The sequence below is a fragment of the Paraburkholderia dinghuensis genome (assembly GCF_003837865.1).
GTDB classification, from domain to species: domain Bacteria; phylum Pseudomonadota; class Gammaproteobacteria; order Burkholderiales; family Burkholderiaceae; genus Paraburkholderia; species Paraburkholderia dinghuensis.
This window is the reverse complement of the sequence record NZ_RQIS01000006.1, coordinates 44,619-63,550: the sequence shown is the minus strand read 5'-3', so window position 1 is coordinate 63,550 and position 18,932 is coordinate 44,619. Positions and strand designations below refer to the sequence as shown.

Genomic DNA, 18,932 nt, shown 5'->3' with positions numbered 1-18,932 from the left:
ATCGCTTGATGTCTTCTTCCATCTTCACGCTCATCGCCACGTTCCTTCAATTATGACTTGAGCAGGTTTTCACTGGGTCAATACACGACTTCGCTCGACGCCGCGATTCAAAGCGGGCAAGACGGTGCGACCTGGTATTTTCGCGAGTTGAAATCGTGATGAGAACGACACCCGAAGACTTCGAGGTGCTAAAGAAACACACGGGCGAAGCCGCTGAGCTGATGCGTTTGCTGGGAAATGCAAACCGGCTTCAGTTGCTGTGCCAGATCGCGCAGGGCGAGCGATCGGTGGGTCAACTCGAGGAACAGTTGGACATCAAACAGCCCGCGCTTTCACAGCAGTTAGCCGAGCTTCGTAAAGCCGGCCTCGTCCAGACGCGCCGGGAATCGAGATCCATCCTCTATTCCCTCGGCGAAGGACGTATCCGCCCGCTGCTTGAAATGCTGCTCGTAACGTTCGACGTGAGAACAGCACCCGTTGCTGAATCGCGTGACAACACCGGCACGAGCACGAACACGCCTGAGAACGCTTACGTCCGGGCAGGGGACGCAGCGCGATTTGCCCGTTTGGGCTGATGAAGTGTGTGCGTTTCGCGCAGGCTACACGTTGCGCGAAGTCTTGCGTGCGCCCCACACGCCTCGCGACGGTACGCGTTGGGCAACTAGCTGCCTCTATCGGGTGATTCCTGCAGATCGACTCCGAGACGATCACCTTCGACTACCGCCAGACTGACCATGTCACGTCTCGAGTAGAAAATTCCATGACCGTGGCGTTCGAATCTGCAGCGTCGACGGCTGGAACCTCTTGTGCCAGATCCCCGGCGCTACGCGCACTAGCGGAATGACCCGAATCGCGAAATTGCGCAAGCGTGGAATGCATAGCTATCCATTAATGCTGCGAGGAAAACAGCAAGCTAGTAGCTATTTGTGTCAAATTCATTAATTCCTTAAGAGACGTGACGCGATATGCGCGAATCAAGAAATCGTAGCCATCATCGAATTACGCGCTAACGTTTGCGTGACTCTCAACCATTAGCGTTCAATCTGATCCTGTGCACTGGAAGGCGTTTTTGACTGAACACCACATCGCCTCCACACACGAAACCGCCGGCGGCTATCAAAACAAATAAAACCCCGCCATTTACCGTTTGCTGCTTGCCGTTTGCGTTTCATCGCCATCGTTTCTAACGACAAGTGTTCGTAGAAACACCCGGGTTTATTTCCGCCTGAACGGTCGGTCACGTGGCAGCGACGAGGTGCACGGATAATCTGAAGATTCTATTTAGCACCCCGCATCCACGAATAGCTCGTGTCGAAAAGTGTAAATCTGTCGCACGCCCTGCACGAAAACGATTCAATAACATTAATGAAGCATTCTTTGTTATTGGATAAAGTTTTCACCGTACGGATTCTTATTCTTCAGGAAAAATACGCCGACAAAAGACAAAACTCGGCACACGACTGACGGGGAATCCGGCACGATGCGTATCAACCTACCTGTTACAGCGAACGGCTATGCCTTTCCGGCCGACCAGACTCTTATATCCATCACTGACCTGAAAGGCCGGATCACTTACTGCAACACAAATTTCCTCACGGTCAGCGGTTATACCAGGGCCGAATTGCTCGGCCAGCCGCATAACCTGATACGGCATCCGGACATGCCGGAAGAAGCGTTCCGCGACATGTGGGCCACCATTCAGGCGGGGCACCCGTGGACCGGGGTCGTCAAAAACAGGCGCAAGAATGGCGACTACTACTGGGTGCGGGCCAATGCGTCGCCCATGCGCGATGGCGAGCGCATCGTCGGATATTTGTCGGTGCGTACGCGCGCTCTGGATGCGGAAGTTCAGGCCTCTGAACGGCTCTACGCGACAATGCGCGCCGAGCAGGAGGCAGGCCGCCTGCTCCACGTCCTTAAACGTGGAGCCGTGCAACGCAATGATATTTTAGGCCGCATCCGGCGTCTGTTCACGCTTGGTATGCGCGGACAGTTCATCGCTCTCGTCTGTGTGGGCGCCGCGGCGCCGGTTATCGCCACCGCTATCGGTGCGCCACTGTGGGCAAGTGCCCTGACGGCACTCGTCAGCGCAACCGGCGTTGCGTCGATCCTGATCCGGAAGGGGATCAAACCGTTGCGCGGTGTGCTCGATACGGCGAATCTACTCGCCAGTGGCGATCTGACGCGCTACTTTCAGGCGACCGGACACGGAGAATTCGCCCAGATCCAGCTTGCGCTGGCTCAGTTGAACGTCTCGGTACGTACCGTCGTGCGCGACGTCCGACATGAAGTGGCCAACCTGCTTGGCAGCACCCAGGAAATAGCGGCGGGCAATGAGGATCTTGCTGCACGGACGGATGCGCAGGCCAGCAGCCTCGAGCAGACGGCAGCCGCGATGGACCAGATCAACAGCACCATCCAGAACGCGTCCGGTCTCGCGGAGGAAGGCGCAAATGTCGCGCGAGAGTCGTCGACCATCGCCGAGCACAGTCACGAGGCGGTCCGCGGCGTGGTCGAAGCGATGCACGAAATCACGGGGGCGTCGCAGCGCATCTCGGACATCATCAGCATAATCGAAGGCATTGCCTTCCAGACCAATATCCTCGCGCTGAACGCGGCAGTCGAAGCTGCGCGCGCCGGTGAACAGGGACGCGGGTTTGCGGTGGTTGCCGCGGAAGTGCGGAGTCTCGCGCAACGTTCGGCGGCAGCGGCCAAGGAAATCAAGGAACTGATTCAGAGTTCGACCGAGGCCGTCAAGCGCGGCAGCGAACGTGCCGACAATGCACGTTCTCGAATGGATGAGGCAATGAAGTCGGTAGGCCGTGTGACCTCCCTGCTCGAGCAGATCAACAATGCGAGCAAGGAGCAGGCAATCGGCGTCAACCAGATCAACGACGCGGTCGTGCATCTGGACACCATTACTCAACAGAATGCCGCGATGGTGGAAGAGCTGGCTGCATCGGCAGGCGCCCTCAGCAGCCAGGTCGGGATGGTGCACAACACGATTCGAGTCTTCCGGCTCACCGACAAAGACAAAACGCTGGCAGAAGAGGATGCGGTTGAATTGCGCAAGCGTTCGCGTGCGGGCAATGGTGCCGAGGACAGCAACGACACGTTCAACGCAAAAGAGGCGGTTTCGGATCACCAGCAGTGGCGCGTCACGTTGCGCAATGCGATCAACCGCGGGCTGACGCTGGATGTGGCGCAGACCCGGCGCGATGACTGTTGCGCGCTCGGGCAGTGGCTGAAGGGTCCCGGCGCACAACGCTGGGGATCAAAATCGGCCTTCACGAAGCTGGTGAAGACGCACCAGACTTTCCATGAAGCCGTGGGTCGCACTGCCGAACTGATCAATCAGAACCGCATGGCCGACGCTGGGGCTACGCTGGAAACCGGTCAGCCGCTGCACAGGGCGGGTCAGGAACTCAACCAGGCCATCCATGCACTCGAAATCGAATTCGGCCGGCCGAATACCACCGCCCCGGCCTCGGTCCACGCAGCCCAACCCGTGCGCCCAGCCGCCGCACCCGCTTCACTCGTGGTCGCAACGACACAAAGCGCCGGCGATGACAACTGGGAAACGTTCTGACGACGTGCGCCAATGAGTGATCGGAATCCCGCCCATACCGGTTGCACGAGCGCTCCGGGTCCGCAGCGCGTGCTGGTCGTGGACGACGACACGATGAATCTGCGTTTTGCGGCACGGCTGCTGCGCGAACTCGGCTACAGCGGCGCGCTGGCGAGCGACGGCCACAAGGCGCTTCGTCTGATCGACGAGCAGCCGTTCGATCTGGTCTTGCTGGACATCAACATGCCGGGCATGAGCGGGCAGGACACGTTGAAAGCGCTGCGCGCGCGGCCCGGCAAACGTCTTCCAGTGCTGATGGTGTCCGGACACGGCGACGACGACACCCTGCGCCACTTCTCCTCCCTTGGCGCCGATGGGCTTCTGCAGAAGCCATTGGCGGCCGTACAGCTCAGGCAGGCTATTGCCCGCACAACCGGACTGTAATTCATGGCCGCCGCTTCGATCTGGGGCGCGCTGATCGGTGCGCAGATACTGCTGTTGCTGTTCGCATGGGCGCTGTGGCGCAACGCCGGCAGGCTGACCGTCGATCGCGACGCGCTGATGCGGATGGTATGCGCGGGGCGTTTGAACCACGATGCAGTCTGCGTCGTCGACACTGCAGGCCGGATCGTTGCGACCAACCAGCCCTATATCGAGTTGACCGGATACACGCCCGGTGAACTGCAAGACCGCCCGTTTTGCGAAATGTTGCACGACAGACTCGACGATCCCGCGATGCTCACCGTTGTCGAGTCCGCGTTGCGCAACCACGCAGAACTACGCACCGACATTCGCTTTCGCTCAACGAGCGGTGATGTGCATACGATGATCCTCGAATTGCACCCGCTGCATGATGGCCGCGGCCGCTTCCTCGGTCACGGCGTGGCGCAGATCGACATCGACCGCCAACGCCGCGAACGCGAGAAAACGGAGCGCTTGCTGCGTCATCATCAGGCCGTGCTCGACATTCTCGACCAATTTGCGATTGTGTCGGAAACGGATCTGAACGGCAGGATTACGCACGTCAACACCGAGTTCGTCAAGGTCAGCGGCTACAGCCAGACAGAGCTGCTCGGGCGTCCGCATAGCGTAATCAGTTCGGGGTATCACGATGCGCAGTTCTGGCAGGAGATGTGGAGCACGATCACGCAAGGCAAGATCTGGAACAACACTGTATGCAACCGGGCGAAAAACGGCTCGCTGTACTGGGTGCACGTCGCGATCTCGCCGCTGCTCGGCCCCAATGGATTGCCCGAAAAGTATTTGTCGATCCACCTGAACATCACGTCGCTCAAACTCAATCGGGATCTGCTCGATCGCACTGGGAGAATCGCGCGCATCGGAGGCTGGTCTGCGGAACTCGGAACACCACGTGTGAATTTTTCCCGTGAGGCGCTGACTATCCTCGGGGTGCAGTTGCCTGGCCAGACCGATATCGACGACGAGCACGCGCTACCGGAAGCGTGGCGCGAACTCTACACCTGCATCCGCGAGGCGACGACCGCTCGCAAGGCGTTCATGCGAACGCTCCAGATCGCGTTACCGGACGGCCGTACTCACGCATTCAGAGTCGCAGGAGAAATCGAATACCTCGACGATCGACCGTACCGGCTCGTCGGCGCAGCGCAGGACATTACCGAACTGCTCGAAACCCGCCAGCGCGCGCTGGCCAGCGAGCGCACGCTCTACTCGGCAATCGAAGCGCTGGACGAGGCATTCGCGCTCTACGACGCGCAGGAAAAACTGGTCTTCTGCAACGAAAAATATCGCGCCATTGCGGGAGCATTGGGACACCGGATCGTGCCCGGTCTCACATTTGAAGAGGTACTGCGTACCGGCATCGAAGCGAACGCCTTTCTCGATGCGGAAAAGGATCCGGAAAAGTGGCTGGACAACCAGCTTCAGGCAATGTGCAGTCCGCATTCGAGCGTGCACCAGCATCTGCGCGACGACCGCTGGCTCGACGTTATCAGCGCGGTGACCGAGGACGGCATGCGTATCCGCATCTGCCTCGACGTGACCGAAATGCATCGTGCACTGGATGCCGCGCACATGGGCATGCGCAGCAAGAGCCAGTTCCTCGCAAATATGAGTCACGAGATCCGCACGCCCATGAATGCCATCATCGGCATGCTCCAGTTGCTCAGGCATACCGCGCTCGACGCCGAGCAGCAGGATCTGCTCGACAAGACGAATAGCGCAGCGCATACCCTGCTGTCGCTCCTGAACGATATCCTCGATTTCTCGAAGATCGATGCAAACCAGATGCAGCTGTCCATCGAGCCGTTCGAACTGGATGCCCTGCTGGCGGAGCTTTCCGTGATCCTCGCCGGCAGCCTGGGCGAACGGAATCTGGAGTTGATTTACGACATCGATCCGGATATTCCGCCGGTACTCAGGGGCGACGCGCTCAGACTCAAGCAGGTTCTGATGAACCTCGGCTGCAACGCGATCAAGTTCACCCACAGTGGTGAAGTCGTGGTGCGTGTGCGGATGCTGCAACTCGACGAAAGCGGTGCATTGCTCGAATTCGCAGTGGAAGACACGGGCATTGGCATCAGCGCCGAGCAACGCCCGCGCATCTTTAACGCTTTCAGCCAGGCTGAAGCATCGACCTCACGACGTTATGGCGGCACGGGCCTCGGACTGACGATCAGCAAGCGGCTGATTCAGTTGATGCTCGATAACGCAGGCACGGGACGTGATCTTGATTTCGATAGCGAACCCGGTCGTGGAAGCCGTTTTTTCTTCCAGATTCTTCTGCCGGTAGAGCCAAATGGAGCAGCGTTTTCAGCGTCGCCCGAGGTCGAGGCTGGAGCGACCGCCTGGCTTCTGGAACCTCATCCTCACTCGGGCAAGGTTCTAAGACGCATGCTTGCCGGTATGGGCTGGCAAGTGCAGATATTTACCGATGCGAATTCAATGCAGGCCGCCGTTCGTGCGGGATCGCTCAACCCGAAGCCCAAGCTGGTTCTTCTGAATCAGGATGCTCCGCAAAGACAGGCGTTTCTCGATGGACTGGCAACCCTGCAGGATGATCCGCCGATATTGCTGACGATGAGTTCGCGCAGTCTGAATGGCCCGCGATCGACACTATGCAAGCCGGTAACGGCGGGGATGGTACGCATAGCCTTGGGGCGGCACAGTACGCCGGAATTGCCGCGCCTTGAACCGCCACCGGCTGTGCAACGTCTGGCTAACTTGCATCTTCTGCTGGTCGAAGACAACGCGATCAATCAGGAAGTCGCGCTACGGATGCTGGCGCGAGAAGGCGCCATGGTTAGCGTGGTCGGGAATGGCCAGGCGGCGCTCGACGCGCTCGATGCCAAGCCTCATCGCTACGACCTCGTCCTGATGGATCTTCACATGCCCACGCTTGACGGGCTGCAGGCAACCCGGGCCATCCGGTGCAAGCCGCAGCATGCAGGTCTGCCCATCGTCGCCATGACCGCGAATGCAATGGAAACCGACCGGCAGGCCTGCCTGGAAGCAGGTATGAGCGACCACATCGGCAAGCCTTTCGATCTCGACAGGCTGATTAAAATCGTCCTGCGGCACACAAGAGGTGCGCAGGCACCGTCCGCCACAGATATTGCCGCGCTCCCTCCCGAAGCAGCAGTAGCCCCCTTGCTGGACGCACAGGCTGCATTGACCCGTCTGAACCATGACGCTGTGTTCTATGCGCGGTTACTGCACGATTTCATCCTGCTCGCTCCTGCTCTCGGGGAAAAAATTCTAGAGACCCAACCCACCAATTCGACGCCGATTCGTGACGCGGCGCATCAACTCAAGAGCACTGCAGCCCTCGTTGGTGCATCGCGGCTGGCGTCGATTTGCGAAAGCATTGAACTCGCGCTGCGCCGCGATTCGGAGAGCGTGCCGAATAGCGACGCGCGGCTATCGTTCGAAAAAACGTTGAACGCAACGCTAAACGCCCAGAACGACTGGCTGACGCGGCACGCTGAAGTTAGCGCTGGAAAAAACCTGTCCGCCGATACCGCCACGAACAACATCGACATCGAGGCAAGTCTGGACCGGCTCGTTGCACACCTTGCCGTTCACGACATGGACGCACTGGATCTGTTCGATGAACTGGCGGGCCAATGCGGTGTAGCGCTGTCCGGCCCGTCATGGGATGAGCTTCAGCGGGCGATGGGTAGATTCGACACGGAAGCGGCAATCGATGCCATACGCAGGCTGCAGAAACTGAAACTAGCGGACGCTTCCATTAACGAAGCGGCGCATGCGAAACAGGAAGGCTCAAAAAGCTAGTCATTTCGCCACCGAGTTTCGCCATTTCCCGAAAGTGTGAGCATCATCCGGTTGCGTCGTTATCGGAGCGCACCGCTCGCCACAGGCCCTGTCGAAGCCCGTATAACGAGTCGCGGCGCCGACGCGACGCACATGCGTGACTCCCGCCCGACTCCTGCGGCACCATCCGGTGCCTCGATCAGTTCCCGCAGCAACGCAACCGCAAGCTCCGCCGCCTCGACGGTGGGCACTGCCACGGTGGTCAGCGCCGGACGCGATTCGCGCGCGAGCCGGATATCGGTAATGCCGACCACCGAGAGTTGGCGTGGCACGTCGAGGCCCAGATCCGCCGCCGCCTGCATAGCGCCCAGCGCGGGCAGATCGTTGGTCGTGAAGAGCGCGGTGAGATCCGGATGCGTCTGGAGTAATTCGAGCGCTGCGTCGTGCCCGCCCTGCGTTGTGTCGCGCGCGTAGCGCACTGGCGCTGCTGTACCGTCGAGCGCAGCCGCCCGCATCGCATCGAGAAAGCCCTCATAACGCGCGGCATGAATGCCAGACGGTTTGCTCCCCACGATCACCCCTATGCGCCGGTGCCCAAGCGACAGTAGATGCGCTGCCGCCAGTTCGCCCGCGAGTCTGAAATCGACCGCGACACAAGGCAATCCCGGCTCCGCGTGCGGCCGCTCCCACATGCACAACACGACGGGCGCGCCACGACGCTCGGTGGCACGCAGATCGGCGAAGTCGAGATTCGCGTTCATCACGAGCACACCGGCCGAGAGCGTGCCTGCGATCTGGTCAAGATACGCCCGCCCCGTCTGCGGATCGCCATCCGTGTTGCAGATGATGAGGAATTGCCCGCTGCGCCGCAGCGCATTTTCAACCGCGAGTGCGAATTCCGGATAAAACGGATTCGCGATGCTCGACACCATCAGCGCGATGGTCGGCGCCCGGCCCTCGGCAAGCGCGCGCGCGCTCAGGTGTGGCGTGTACCCCAGCGTAGCAATGGCCGCCAGCACACGCTCGCGCGTGGCATCGCCGACGCGTCCGCGATTGCGCAGCACGTTCGATACGGTCGCCGGCGTAACGCCGGCATGCCGCGCGACTTCCACCAGTGTGGGCATGAAATCTCAGTATTTGGGAGCGCAGTTCAACATTTGCCAGTTCAAGCCGCGCACCGCACCATTGGACGACAATCAGAACGACTCACGGAGACAAGCCAGCCGGCGATCGCGCATGCGATCGATTTTTTCTGGCTCGCTGCTTAAGCGCTTAATCTCCGCTTCGTGACGATTAAAACATGGAGACGGAACGATGGCGAGCATCTCGTTGCGCGGCGTTCAGAAGGCTTACGGCGATAGCGTGCCCGTGATCCGCGACGTCAACCTTGAGATCGGCAAGAACGAGTTCTGCGTATTTCTCGGGCCCTCCGGATGCGGCAAGTCCACGCTGCTGCGGATGATCGCGGGCCTCGAGGACGTCACGGACGGCGACATCTCGATCGGCGGCAAGCTCATGAACGACGTGAGCGCCGCGCAGCGCGGCGTAGCCATGGTGTTCCAGAGCTACGCCCTGTTCCCGCACATGACCGTGTACGAGAACATGGCGTTCGGCCTGAAGCTCGCGAAGACGCCGAAGGCCGCAATCGATCGCAAAGTGCGCGAAGCCGCGCACATCCTGCAACTCGAAGCCCTGCTCGATCGTTATCCAAAGGCACTCTCCGGCGGGCAGCGTCAACGCGTGGCGATCGGCCGCGCGATCGTACGAGAGCCTGGCGTATTCCTCTTCGACGAACCCCTCTCCAATCTCGATGCGACGCTACGCGGTCAGACGCGCATCGAAATCGCGCGTTTACACAAGCAATTTGCGAACGCGAGTGTCGTCTACGTTACGCACGACCAGATCGAAGCGATGACGCTCGCCGACAAGATCGTCTTGCTGCACAGCGGTAAGGATACCGAACGATATGGAAGCATCGCCCAGATCGGCGCGCCCCTCGATCTCTACCACCGTCCCGCGAGCCGCTTTGTCGCGGGCTTCATCGGTTCGCCGCGCATGAATTTTCTGCCGGCGAGCGTCACGTCGATCGATGCCGGCGGCGTGACGGTCACGCTCGCAGGCAGCGCGGAATCCGTGACGCTGCCACGCGACGGACGGCGCACGGCCGTTGGCGCGCCTGTCACACTCGGTGTGCGCCCCGAGCATCTCGAACCTGCGGATCTGCGCACCTTCGATCGTGACGCGCCTTCGGCGCTCACACTTACGCGCACGGTCACGCTTGTCGAATCGCTCGGCGAGCACAGTTACGTGCATCTGGACCAGCCGGACGGCACCGTGCTCATCGCCAAGGCGCCAGGCGACGCCCGCCTGCAAAGTGGTGACAACGCCCAGTTTCGCGCTCCGGCCACCGCTTGCCATTTGTTCGGGGACGACGGTTTCGCCATCACCGCACTCGAATCAATCGAACACCCCGTCTGACAACCGACCGCGAGGACACCCGGATGCGTCTTGGAGTCTGCTACTACCCCGAGCACTGGCCCGAATTCATGTGGCGAGACGACGCCACACGCATGGCGGCACTCGGCATCGAGCACGTACGGATCGCCGAATTCGCCTGGAGCCGCATCGAACCCGCGCCCGGCGAATATGACTGGGGCTGGCTCGACCGCGCCATCGACACGCTTGCCTCGGCGGGACTGAAAATCGTGATGTGCACGCCCACGGCCACCCCGCCGAAGTGGCTCATCGACCGTCATCCCGAGATCCTGCCCGTGGGCGCGGACGGCCGGCGTCGCGCGTTCGGTTCGCGCCGCCACTATGATTTTTCTTCGCCGGTCTGGTTCGAAGCGTCGCGGCGCATCTGCGAGGCGGTGGCCGCGCGCTACGGCCAGCATCCCGCCATCGCATACTGGCAAACCGACAACGAATACGGTTGTCATCAGACGGTACTCAGCTATTCGGACGCCGCCGTGCAACGCTTCCGTACGTGGCTCAAAAGTCGCTATGGCACGATCGAAGCGCTCAACGCCGCCTGGGGAACGGTGTTCTGGAGCATGGAGTACCGCAGTTTCGACGAAATCGACGCGCCCGTTGCAACCGTCACCGAAGCGCACCCGTCGCATCGGCTCGACTACCGGCGTTTCGCTTCCGATGAGGTGCAGCGCTATAACCGCATGCAGGTCGACATCATCCGGAAGTATTCGCCGGGGCGCAGCGTCGCGCACAATTTCATGCAACTCTTCACGGAGTTCGATCACTACAAGGTCGCCGCCGATCTCGACATCGCGGCGTGGGACAGCTACCCGCTGGGTGCACTCGAAGAGCAGTGGTATACCCCGGAGGTGAAGGCGCGCTATCTGCGCACGGGGCACCCGGATTTCGCTTCGCTCAATCACGACCTCTATCGCGGCATGTCGAAATTGCCGTTCTGGGTCATGGAACAACAGCCCGGCCCCGTGAACTGGGCACACTGGAACCCGGCGCCGTTACCGGGCATGGTGCGGCTGTGGAGCTGGGAGGCGTTTGCGCACGGTGCGGGCTGCGTATCGTATTTCCGCTGGCGACAGGCACCGTTCGCACAGGAGCAGATGCACGCGGGACTCAACACGCCGGACAACCGGCTCGATATCGGCGGCGAGGAGGCGGCGCGCGTCGCGAAGGAAATTCGTACCGTGCTCGATGCGCAAGGCAGCGCGGATTTCAACGTGAAAACGTCCGTCGCCCTCGTGTTCGATTACGAAGCGAAGTGGCTCTGCGAGATTCAGCCGCAAGGCGCGGATTTTCACTATCCCCGTTTCGCGTTTGAGTATTACTCGGCGCTGCGCGCGCTCGGTTTCGACGTCGACATCATTTCGGCACGCGCGCGGCTAGACGGCTACCGTCTCATCGTCGTGCCGCCGCTGCCGGTTGTTCCAGACGATTTTGCCGCGCGTCTTGCGCAATCCGGCGCACATGTGATCCTCGGCCCGCGCAGCGGTTCCAAGGACGCCAACTTGCGAATCCCCGCCACGCTGCCGCCCGGCTCGCTAGCGCCGGTGCTGCCCGTGCGCGTCTGGCGCGTCGAATCTCTGCGGCCCAGCGTAACCGAACCGGTCACGTTCGCGGCCTTCGGGAACACTGCCGCGCGCAACGGACATGCACGCCACTGGCGTGACCTGCTCGATCTGGGCGACGACGGCGGCGCGCGCAACGGCATCGAAGTGCGCGCGCGATTCGCGGATCGCCATCCCGCGTGGGTCCAGCGCGGCACGATCCATTACCTCGCGAGCCTCTTCGACGACGACTCGACCGAAACGCTCTTCGCCAGCATCGCGAGTGAAGCCGGCCTCCAACCGGTGCCGCTCGGCGACGCGGTACGCGTAAGCCGTCGCGGCAACCTGACGTGGGTGTTCAACTACGGCCCCGACACCCACACGCTCGCGACGACGATACCCGACGACGCCTTTGTGATCGGCTCGCGAGCCATCGCCCCCCAGGGCGTCTCGGCGTATCGCACCGACACACCCTGAGCCAACCCGCAAACCCACCCATGCAACATCGACAACGACGCATACCAAGGAGACACGCATGAGAATTCAACCCCGTACGCTGCTCGCCGCCGTAGCGCTCGCGGCTGCCACGCTCGCCGGCAGTGTCGCCACAGAGGCGCAGGCCGACACGCTGGAGATGAACATCGCATTCAAGGGCGCAAGCCAGCGCGCCGTGTGGACCGACGTGATCGACCAGTTCAAGAAGGCGCACCCGGGGACCGACGTGAAAGTCTCCTTCGTCGATGAGGAAGCGTACAAGGTGCAATTGCCGGCGTGGCTCACGACCGCACCACCCGACATCGTGAACTGGCACGATGGCGAACGCATGGCGTACTACGCAAAGCGGGGCCTTTTCGAAGACCTTTCCAGTGACTGGGCGAAGAACAACTGGGACAGCATGTATGCGTCGACGAAAGAAGCCTCGACGTACATGGGCAAGCCGTACGCAGCGCCGACCGTGTATTACGCGTGGGGAATGTTCTATCGCAAGGACCTGTTCGACAAGGCCGGCATTACGAGTGAACCAAAGACATGGAATGAATTCCTCGACGCCAGCAAGAAGCTCAAGGCCGCAGGCATCACGCCGATTGCGGTGGGCGGACGCGACGCATGGACCCTGGCCGGCTGGTTCGATTACCTCGACCTGCGCCTGAACGGAAATGCCTTTCACCAGAAGCTGATGGCCGGCGAAGTTCCCTATACCGACCCGCGCGTGAAAAAGGTCTACACGACGTGGAAGCAACTGATCGACGACGGCTATTTCATCGATAATTCGTTATCCTACGATCTCGACGCAGCACAGCCGTTCCTCTTCCAGGGCAAGGCCGCAATGATGCTGATGGGCACGTTCATTACCGGCGGCTTTCCGCCGAACATGAAGCCGGTCATGGGCTTCTTCCGGTTCCCGATCATCGACCCCAACGTGCCGACCGCCGAAGACGGCCCGGTCGAATCGCTGCACATCCCGTCGAAAGCGAAGAACAAGGCCGCCGCGCATGCGTTCCTCGCATTCACGCAAACGCCTGAAATCGGCGACAAACTCGCGAAAGGCCTCGGCTCGCTTTCGGCAAACAGCAAGTCGCCGGAGCCCGATGACCCCATCTCGAAGATTGGATTCCAGATCCTGTCGAGCACGAGGGGCGGCATAGCGCAGTTCTACGACCGCGATATGACCAAGGAAATGGCCGACGAAGGCATGAAAGGCATGCAGCAGTTCGTCGCCGACCCGACGAAAATCGATTCGATTCTCGCGCAGCTAGAAGACACGCGTAAGCGCATCTACAAGAAGTAAGTACGCGGCGGCTCGCGAAGTAGCGAGCCGCCACCGGTTTCGACCTGGAGGGCATCCGTGTTTCACTCCGCCACCCATCGCGCCGACGGCCCCGCGCAACCCTCTGCCGGACCTGCGGGCTCATCCGGCGACCGTGCCCGTACACCAGGCGCGGCGTCACCCGGCGGCCACAGGCGTCGTCGGGTGACGCCTACCGCACGCCGCCAGCGGCGTGCCGCGTTCCTGTTTCTCGCGCCCGCGTGCGTGATGGTCGCGATCTACGTGGTCTGGCCCATTCTTTCGACATTGCGCCTGAGCCTCTACAACTGGGACGGCATGAGCCCGGCATCGTTCGTCGGTCTCGCGAATTACGTCGAACTCTTTCACGCGCCGACGTTCTACACGGCGCTCCGCAACAACCTGATCTGGCTCGTGCTATTCCTGCTCGCCCCACCCGCGGGTCTTGCCATTGCGTTGTATCTGAACCAGCAGGTCGCTGGCATCCGCCTCGTCAAATCACTGTTCTTCGCACCGTTCGTGCTCTCCGGCGTCGTGGTCGGTCTGATCTTTGCGTGGTTCTACGATCCCACGTTCGGACTGCTCGCGTTGATGCTCGGTCACGGCATACCCGTGCTGGGCGACGCGCGCCTCGCCACGCCCGGCATCATCCTGGCCGCGCTGTGGCCGCAGACCGCGTATTGCATGATCCTCTACCTCACTGGCCTCACCACCCTCAACAGCGAGCAGATCGAAGCCGCGCGCATGGAAGGCGCGAAAGGCTGGTCGATGCTGTGGCACGTCATCCTCCCGCAGTTGCGGCCCACGACGTTCATGGCAGTCGTCGTCACGGTCATCGGCGCGCTGCGAAGCTTCGACCTCATTTCAGTCATGACGGGCGGCGGCCCCTTCGAAAGTTCGACGGTGCTCGCCTACTTCATGTATGACCAGGCCGTGAAATATTACCGGCTCGGCTACTCGGCCGCGATTGCCGTCGTGCTGTTCGCAATCATGCTGGTCTACATCATTTACCACCTGCGTCACCTCATCAGAAACGAGCGCTAAGGAGTCCACCATGTTTCCGATGCCCGTCAACAAATGGAAGCCCATATCGCGCCGCGCATACAAGCTCACGTTGCCCATCGCGCTGCTGATCTGGCTGCTGCCACTGCTCGCGGTGATGGTGACGTCCGTGCGCTCGTCCGAAGAACTCAGCGAAGGCAATTATTGGGGCTGGCCGCGACACTTCGCGCTCTTCGACAACTACCGCGAAGCGCTCACCACCTCGCCCATGCTTCACTACTTCTGGAACAGCGTGCAGATCACGCTGCCTGCGGTGGTGTGCTCGATCGCGCTAGCCGCCATGGCGGGTTTCGCGCTCGCAATCTACCGCTTTCCCGGCAACACGGCGCTCTTTGCGACATTCGTTGCGGGCAATTTCGTGCCGATTCAGGTCCTCATGATCCCGGTGCGCAGCCTCTCGCTTCAACTCGGGCTGTACAACACAGTGGGCGGACTGATCCTGTTTCATCTCTCGTTTCAGACCGGCTTCTGCGCCCTCTTCCTGCGTAATTTCATCAAACAGTTACCGTTCGAACTCGTCGAAGCCGCACGCATAGAAGGCGCGAACGAGTGGCACGTGTTCTTCCGGATCGTGCTGCCACTGATCCGCCCGGCGCTCGCGGCACTCGCAATCCTCGTCTTCACGTTTGTGTGGAACGACTACTTCTGGGCCCTGTGCCTCACGCAAGGCGACGACGCCGCGCCCATCACGGTGGGTGTCGCAGCACTCAAGGGGCAATGGACGACGGCGTGGAATCTGGTTTCGGCGGGATCGATACTCGCTGCATTGCCGTCCGTCGTGATGTTCTTCGCGATGCAGAAGCACTTCGTTGCCGGACTCACGTTTGGTGCGACCAAAGGGTAACGCACCGAACGTTCGTACTGCGTTCCCGGCGGAGCGCTTTCGGGGATTCGCATCCGTGCCTGGGCTGGTCTTGAGCCGCCAAGCCCACCATCGGATGTCTCATGGGTTGCGATCATCCTGGCCCGGCGATGCCAGCGCAGGTTCGGTCCGCCGGCCAGCTCGCCCGTGCGGTGCCACGTAACGACTTCTCAGGCCAAATCCGGTCAAGCATCCACGGCTGCGACGAAAAGCAAAGCAGAAAACCTTCGTTTCGAAATGCGGTCTGCACACCTACACTCCTCCCAAAGGAGTAGCCGGATCGTTACGCCGCACGTCCGCTGCATCAGGCGCGGCTAAACAAAGGCGACTGGCGATCCCATCCAGCAAACCTGCCCTCCGCGTGGCCCACACGTTCCGCGCGATTCAATCTCTCGCAACCCAATACACAGGAATACGAATGAATGTGTTCTGGTTTATCCCGACGCATGGCGACAGCCGCTATCTAGGGACCTCCGAAGGCGCACGCGTTGCGAACTACGATTATTTCCGGCAGGTTGCCATCGCCGCGGACACGCTCGGCTACGAAGGCGTGCTGCTGCCGACAGGCCGCTCGTGCGAGGACGCGTGGGTCGTAGCATCGAGCCTCATCCCTGTGACGCACCGCCTGAAATTTCTCGTTGCGATCCGTCCTGGCCTGTCGTCGCCGGGCCTATCGGCTCGCATGGCGGCCACTTTCGACCGGCTCTCGGGCGGCCGCCTGCGGATCAACATCGTCACAGGCGGGGACGCCGCCGAACTCGAGGGCGATGGAATTTTCGCCGATCACGACACCCGCTACGAAATCACCGACGAATTCCTCCACATCTGGCGCGGTCTGCTGGACACGGCGCATGAAGGCGGCAGCGTGGACTGGTCGGGGCGCCATCTGAGCTCGAAGGGCGGCAAGTTGCTCTATCCGAGTGTTCAACGCCCGCATCCGCCGTTGTGGTTCGGCGGCTCATCCCCTGCCGCGCATCAGATCGCGGCCGAACACGTCGATACGTACCTGACCTGGGGCGAACCGCCCGACGCGGTCGCAAAGAAAATCGCCGATGTGCGAGCACAAGCGGCGGCGCGCGGCCGCCAATTGAAGTTTGGAATCCGCTTGCACGTGATCGTTCGGGAAACGGAAGAGGAAGCGTGGCAGGACGCCGAGCGCCTGATCAGCCGGCTCGACGACGACACGATTGCCCGTGCGCAACAAGCGTTCGCAAACATGGACTCCGAGGGGCAGCGCCGGATGGCCGCGCTGCATGGCGGCCGTCGTGGCTCGCGCGAGACGCTTGAGGTCTATCCGAACTTGTGGGCCGGCGTGGGCCTCGTGCGCGGGGGCGCGGGCACCGCCCTCGTCGGCAGCGCGGAACAGGTCGCGACGCGTATGCGCGAGTACCAGGAACTCGGCATCGACACGTTTATCCTGTCCGGTTATCCGCACCTCGAGGAATCGTATCGCTTCGCGGAACTCGTCTTTCCGCGCCTCGGCATTGGCAACGATGCGGCGGCGCGAACCGCACCGTTGTCGGGTCCGTTCGGCGAACTGGTCGGCAATCAGTTCGTGCCTCAGGCAAGCCAGAGCTAACGGGGGCCGTATGCGTTCGATTCCGCTAATTGCTGGACTCAACACACCCGGCAGCCGCAGCAGGGTGCTATTGCGCGCCATCGCGCCATGGATCGTGCCCGCAGCGTTCCTCGTCGCATGGGAGTTGGCGGCCCGCTCGGGCGTGCTGTCCGCGCGCGTGTTGCCCGAACCGCTCGCAGTCGTCCGCGCGATATGGACACTCGTACAGTCGGGCGAAATGGTCGCCGACGTCAAGGTGAGCGCGTGGCGCGCACTCACGGGCTTTGCGATCGGCGGCGGAATCGGGTTGGCGCTCGGCCTGTTGAGCGGGCTGTCGAAGACCGCGGACATCGCGCTCGATACGACGATTCAGATGATCCGCAACATCCCGGCGCTCGCCATGATTCCGCTCGTGATCCTGTGGTTTGGTATCGGCGAAACCGCGAAGCTCTTCCTCGTCGCGCTCGGCGTATTTTTCCCGCTCTATGTCAATACATACCACGGCATTCGCTCCGTCGACGCCGATCTCGTGGAGATGGCGAAAAGCTACGGCGTCCGGGGATTTGCGCTCTACCGCGACGTGATCCTGCCTGGTGCCCTGCCGTCGATTCTCGTTGGCGTGCGCTTTGCGCTCGGACTCACCTGGGTCATGCTGATCGTCGCGGAAACGATCTCGGCACAGGCGGGCATCGGCTACATGACAATGAATGCCCGTGATTTCCTGCAGACCGACGTCGTGGTGGTCGGCATCCTGCTCTATGCCGCGCTCGGCAAGGTTGCCGATTTATTCGCGAAAGCGCTGGAGCGTGCGCTGCTGCGCTGGCATCCCGCCTACCAATCCGGAGCAAAAGCATGACAGGAACGATACTGACCGCGTCGCTCGACACCATTCTGGAATCCGAACGGATATCGGATGAACATAACGGCGGAGTCGTGAATGTGGCTTCTGCCCGAGTACAGCGCAGACGGGAAGACACCACAGCCCTGACGCTACGCGCCGTCGGAAAACAGTACGGCGAACGCGTCGTGCTCGATGATCTGAATCTGGCCATCGAGCGCGGCAGCTTCGTCTCGATCGTCGGCCGCAGCGGTTGCGGCAAGTCCACACTGCTGCGACTCATCGCCGGACTCGAGACGCCGACGTCGGGTACGCTCGTCAACGAAAACGGCGCTGGCGGCGCGCTCGACACCCGAATCATGTATCAGGAAGCCCGCCTCTTGCCGTGGAAAACGGTGCTGCAAAACGTCATGCTCGGACTCGGCACATCGGCACGCGACGAAGCGCGTACGGTACTCGACGAGGTTGGTCTGCTGGCGCGCGAGAACGACTGGCCGGCCCGTCTATCGGGCGGCCAACGACAGCGGGTGGCGCTGGCGCGGGCGTTGGTGCACCGGCCGCAACTTCTGCTGCTCGACGAACCGCTCGGCGCCCTCGACGCGTTGACCCGCATCGAAATGCATGCACTGATCGAGCGGCTTTGGGAAACGTACCGTTTCACCGCACTGATCGTGACGCACGATGTGCAAGAGGCCATTGCACTCGGGGACCGCATCTTGATGCTGGATTCCGGCAGAGTCACGATCGATCAGGAAGTCAGGCTCGACCGCCCTCGACTGAGAGGTGCGTCACAGTTTGCCGAACTGGAAGACTGGGTTCTTTCTCAAGTACTCAAGCGCGATCGTGCGGCGAATCCGTCGCTTCAGTTTCTAACGCCAGCATCTTCGCGCGCAGCTTGAGTCGCGGTTTCAGGATTCGCTCATATCGAACGCAGAAATTCTACGTTGTCTAGCCGTCCCCACTAAGGCGACACTAT

The 18,932-nt window shown here is 61.3% G+C and carries 13 protein-coding genes; 12 read left to right on the top strand and 1 reads right to left on the bottom strand.

The window, feature by feature from the left end; all coding sequences use genetic code 11:
- Positions 1 to 158 precede the first annotated feature (158 nt).
- The 4 genes from D1Y85_RS09690 (at position 159) to D1Y85_RS09675 (ending at position 7,840) form a co-directional block, all read left to right on the top strand.
- Positions 159 to 575 (top strand): ArsR/SmtB family transcription factor, encoded by a 417-nt coding sequence (locus D1Y85_RS09690; protein ID WP_124150839.1) that lies wholly within the window; start codon positions 159 to 161, stop codon positions 573 to 575.
- A 905-nt stretch (positions 576 to 1,480) separates the two neighbouring features.
- Complete coding sequence (locus D1Y85_RS09685) at positions 1,481 to 3,589, top strand: methyl-accepting chemotaxis protein (protein WP_124150838.1); 2,109 nt, start codon at positions 1,481 to 1,483, stop codon at positions 3,587 to 3,589.
- A gap of 78 nt (positions 3,590 to 3,667) precedes the next feature.
- Positions 3,668 to 4,012, top strand: coding sequence for a response regulator (locus tag D1Y85_RS09680; protein WP_185218943.1), 345 nt, complete (start codon positions 3,668 to 3,670; stop codon positions 4,010 to 4,012).
- A 3-nt stretch (positions 4,013 to 4,015) separates the two neighbouring features.
- Entirely contained in the window at positions 4,016 to 7,840 is a 3,825-nt protein-coding gene (locus tag D1Y85_RS09675; RefSeq protein ID WP_124150836.1) for a PAS domain S-box protein, read from the top strand.
- 59 nt (positions 7,841 to 7,899) lie between these two features.
- Here D1Y85_RS09675 and D1Y85_RS09670 read toward each other — a convergent pair whose 3' ends face one another.
- Complete coding sequence (locus D1Y85_RS09670) at positions 7,900 to 8,943, bottom strand: LacI family DNA-binding transcriptional regulator (protein WP_124150835.1); 1,044 nt, start codon at positions 8,941 to 8,943, stop codon at positions 7,900 to 7,902.
- A gap of 190 nt (positions 8,944 to 9,133) precedes the next feature.
- Between D1Y85_RS09670 and D1Y85_RS09665 the strand changes: the two genes are divergently transcribed.
- The 8 genes from D1Y85_RS09665 (at position 9,134) to D1Y85_RS09630 (ending at position 18,855) form a co-directional block, all read left to right on the top strand.
- Positions 9,134 to 10,297 carry an ABC transporter ATP-binding protein gene (locus D1Y85_RS09665; protein WP_124150834.1) on the top strand — a complete coding sequence of 388 codons (1,164 nt, stop codon included), beginning with the start codon at positions 9,134 to 9,136 and terminating at the stop codon, positions 10,295 to 10,297.
- Between the two features lie 23 nt (positions 10,298 to 10,320).
- Positions 10,321 to 12,327: a beta-galactosidase gene (locus D1Y85_RS09660; RefSeq protein WP_124150833.1), complete on the top strand. Its 2,007-nt coding sequence runs from the start codon at positions 10,321 to 10,323 to the stop codon at positions 12,325 to 12,327.
- A gap of 58 nt (positions 12,328 to 12,385) precedes the next feature.
- Entirely contained in the window at positions 12,386 to 13,639 is a 1,254-nt protein-coding gene (locus tag D1Y85_RS09655; protein WP_124150832.1) for an ABC transporter substrate-binding protein, read from the top strand.
- A 57-nt stretch (positions 13,640 to 13,696) separates the two neighbouring features.
- Positions 13,697 to 14,680, top strand: a complete 984-nt coding sequence (locus tag D1Y85_RS09650; protein ID WP_124150831.1) for a carbohydrate ABC transporter permease — start codon at positions 13,697 to 13,699, stop codon at positions 14,678 to 14,680.
- Between the two features lie 10 nt (positions 14,681 to 14,690).
- The gene (locus D1Y85_RS09645; protein ID WP_124150830.1) at positions 14,691 to 15,542 is read left to right on the top strand and encodes a carbohydrate ABC transporter permease; all 852 of its coding nucleotides are present in this window, start codon (positions 14,691 to 14,693) and stop codon (positions 15,540 to 15,542) included.
- Positions 15,543 to 15,978: 436 nt separating this feature from the next.
- Positions 15,979 to 17,139, top strand: coding sequence for an FMNH2-dependent alkanesulfonate monooxygenase (gene ssuD, locus D1Y85_RS09640; RefSeq protein ID WP_124150829.1), 1,161 nt, complete (start codon positions 15,979 to 15,981; stop codon positions 17,137 to 17,139).
- Positions 17,140 to 17,149: 10 nt separating this feature from the next.
- The gene (gene ssuC, locus D1Y85_RS09635) at positions 17,150 to 17,974 is read left to right on the top strand and encodes an aliphatic sulfonate ABC transporter permease SsuC (RefSeq protein WP_124150828.1); all 825 of its coding nucleotides are present in this window, start codon (positions 17,150 to 17,152) and stop codon (positions 17,972 to 17,974) included.
- Entirely contained in the window at positions 17,971 to 18,855 is an 885-nt protein-coding gene (locus tag D1Y85_RS09630; protein ID WP_124150827.1) for an ATP-binding cassette domain-containing protein, read from the top strand. Before ssuC ends, D1Y85_RS09630 begins: the two co-directional genes overlap by 4 nt.
- The last annotated feature ends 77 nt before the right edge of the window (positions 18,856 to 18,932 follow it).

Bases quoted from the DNA above. Each gene is read 5' to 3' on its own strand.
- D1Y85_RS09690 (WP_124150839.1), top strand. From the start codon at position 159: ATGAGAACGACACCCGAAGACTTCGAGGTGCTAAAGAAACACACGGGC.
- D1Y85_RS09685 (WP_124150838.1), top strand. From the start codon at position 1,481: ATGCGTATCAACCTACCTGTTACAGCGAACGGCTATGCCTTTCCGGCC.
- D1Y85_RS09675 (WP_124150836.1), top strand. From the start codon at position 4,016: ATGGCCGCCGCTTCGATCTGGGGCGCGCTGATCGGTGCGCAGATACTG.
- D1Y85_RS09670 (WP_124150835.1), bottom strand. From the start codon at position 8,943: ATGCCCACACTGGTGGAAGTCGCGCGGCATGCCGGCGTTACGCCGGCG.
- D1Y85_RS09665 (WP_124150834.1), top strand. From the start codon at position 9,134: ATGGCGAGCATCTCGTTGCGCGGCGTTCAGAAGGCTTACGGCGATAGC.
- D1Y85_RS09660 (WP_124150833.1), top strand. From the start codon at position 10,321: ATGCGTCTTGGAGTCTGCTACTACCCCGAGCACTGGCCCGAATTCATG.
- D1Y85_RS09655 (WP_124150832.1), top strand. From the start codon at position 12,386: ATGAGAATTCAACCCCGTACGCTGCTCGCCGCCGTAGCGCTCGCGGCT.
- D1Y85_RS09645 (WP_124150830.1), top strand. From the start codon at position 14,691: ATGTTTCCGATGCCCGTCAACAAATGGAAGCCCATATCGCGCCGCGCA.
- ssuD (WP_124150829.1), top strand. From the start codon at position 15,979: ATGAATGTGTTCTGGTTTATCCCGACGCATGGCGACAGCCGCTATCTA.
- ssuC (WP_124150828.1), top strand. From the start codon at position 17,150: ATGCGTTCGATTCCGCTAATTGCTGGACTCAACACACCCGGCAGCCGC.
- D1Y85_RS09630 (WP_124150827.1), top strand. From the start codon at position 17,971: ATGACAGGAACGATACTGACCGCGTCGCTCGACACCATTCTGGAATCC.